The organism is Pseudomonas sp. SZ57 (assembly GCF_009495975.1).
GTDB lineage: Bacteria > Pseudomonadota > Gammaproteobacteria > Pseudomonadales > Pseudomonadaceae > Aquipseudomonas > Aquipseudomonas syringae.
In genome coordinates, this window is record NZ_WIBD01000013.1 from 1 (window position 1) to 1958 (window position 1958).

The following is a 1958-nucleotide window of genomic DNA, read 5'->3' on the forward strand; positions in this document are numbered from 1 at the left end:
CCCCCCCACCCACCCCCCCCCCCCCCCCCACCCCCCCCCCCCCCCCCCCCGTTTGCACTGACCACGCAAAGGCCGACCTATGCCACGGCTGACTCCCGGCGCGCATACGGGTGTCTCCTGCCAGGACGCCAGGCTAGCCGCACCGGGCCCAGACTGTGTAAAAACCCAAGGTAAACCTTTGCTATGATTCCCCAGGATTTCATTGCAAGGGTTGCCCATGAAACGCTTCATTCAAGGTGAACACCGAGGTCAAAGTACCTTGCTTCCCGAGAGTCTCGACGATTACGTCAGCGACACCAATCCGGTGCGCGTTGTCGATGTCTTTGTGGATGAGCTCGACCTGATCACCTTGGGTTTTGAAAGCGCTGTCCCCGCTGAAACGGGCCGACCTGCCTACCATCCTGCAGTCATGCTGAAGATCTACATCTACGGCTATCTCAACCGTATCCAGTCAAGCCGACGCCTTGAGCGCGAGGCGCAGCGCAACGTCGAGCTGATGTGGTTGACCGGTCGCCTGATGCCGGATTTCAAGACCATCGCCAATTTTCGCAAAGACAACGCAAAGGGCATTCGAGGAGTCTGTCGGCAGTTTGTCGTGCTGTGTCAACAATTGGGGCTTTTCTCGGAACATTTCGTTGCCATCGATGGCAGTAAATTCAAGGCGGTCAATCACCGCGACCGCAACTTCACCAGTGCCAAACTGAAGCGTCGGATGGAAGAGATTGAATCAAGCATTGCCCTTTATCTAAAGGGGTTGGATGCGGCTGATCGGGAAGAGCCCAAGACCGCAGGCCCCAAGAGCGGCCTAGAGGAGAAGATCGCCAAATTGAAGGAGCAAATGAAGGCGTTGCAGACCATCGAGGTACAGCTTGAAGAATCCCCGGACAAACAAATTTCTCTGACCGATCCGGACGCGCGCTCAATGATGAGCAGTGGAGGAAAAGGTATCGTGGGTTACAACGTACAGACCGCGGTGGATACCAAGCACCATTTGATCGTCGCGCACGAGGTGATCAATGTGGGTCACGACCTTGATCAACTTAGTTCGATGGCCCAGCAGGCCCGTGAGGTAATGCAAGTCGAATCGTTGTCGGTGGTGGCGGACCGCGGGTATTACAAAAGCGGAGAAATCCTGGCCTGTCACGAGGCAGGGATCACAGCTTATGTACCAAAAACGCTGAGCTCGCGGGCCAAATTTGATGGCCGCTTCGGCAATGACGAGTTTGTTTACGACGCGGACAACGATGTGTACGTCTGCCCCGCCAATCAAGTGCTGATCTGGCGCAACTCTTACATCGACAAGGGCAGGAAGCTGGACGTTTACTGGCGCTCCAACTGCCAGGCCTGCTCGATAAAGGCGCAATGCACACCGGCCAGAGAGCGAAAAATTCGGCGCTGGGAACATGAGGCAGTACTGGAAGAAATGCAGGCCCGCCTGGCTAACGCGCCGCAGGTAATGACCATCCGCAAGCAGACCGTCGAGCACCCCTTCGGGACTCTCAAGCAGTGGATGGGTGCAACGCATTTTCTGACGCGACGGCTTGGCGGAGTGAGCACCGAAATGAGTTTGAACGTGCTTGCTTATAACTTGAAGCGGGTAATGAACATCCTCGGCACGCAGAATCTTGTAAAAGCGCTGGCGGCTTGAAAAGCCTCCATTGCGCCCGATAAAAGGGGCTGTAAAGCGCTATTAACGGCCTTGAGGGCGGATTAGAGCGATGGCAGGACTTTCAAGGCGTTCCGGCTAGCCAAGTATCGTCTGCGCTACGCGCAGCCGATACTTGGGCTGGTTTTTACACACTCTGGGCCATGGATGGCCCGTTGCGGCGACCCCCGGATCAGTGACAGGGCGAAGGAACCCGACGAAGTCGGGCCGGAAACGGAGCGTGGGGGTTTGCCTACTTTGGCCCCATCAAAGTAGGTCGCCGAGGGGCGAAAAGGTGACCTGAGTCGAACCC

Annotated in this window: 1 protein-coding gene; it reads left to right on the forward strand. The window is 56.7% G+C overall.

The window, feature by feature from the left end; genetic code table 11:
* The first annotated feature begins 217 nt into the window (after positions 1-217).
* On the forward strand, positions 218-1648 hold the full coding sequence (locus GE543_RS13895; RefSeq protein WP_103690188.1) for an IS1182 family transposase: 1431 nt from the start codon (positions 218-220) through the stop codon (positions 1646-1648).
* Positions 1649-1958: the final 310 nt, after the last annotated feature.

Bases quoted from the DNA above. Each gene is read 5' to 3' on its own strand.
- GE543_RS13895 (WP_103690188.1), top strand. From the start codon at position 218: ATGAAACGCTTCATTCAAGGTGAACACCGAGGTCAAAGTACCTTGCTT.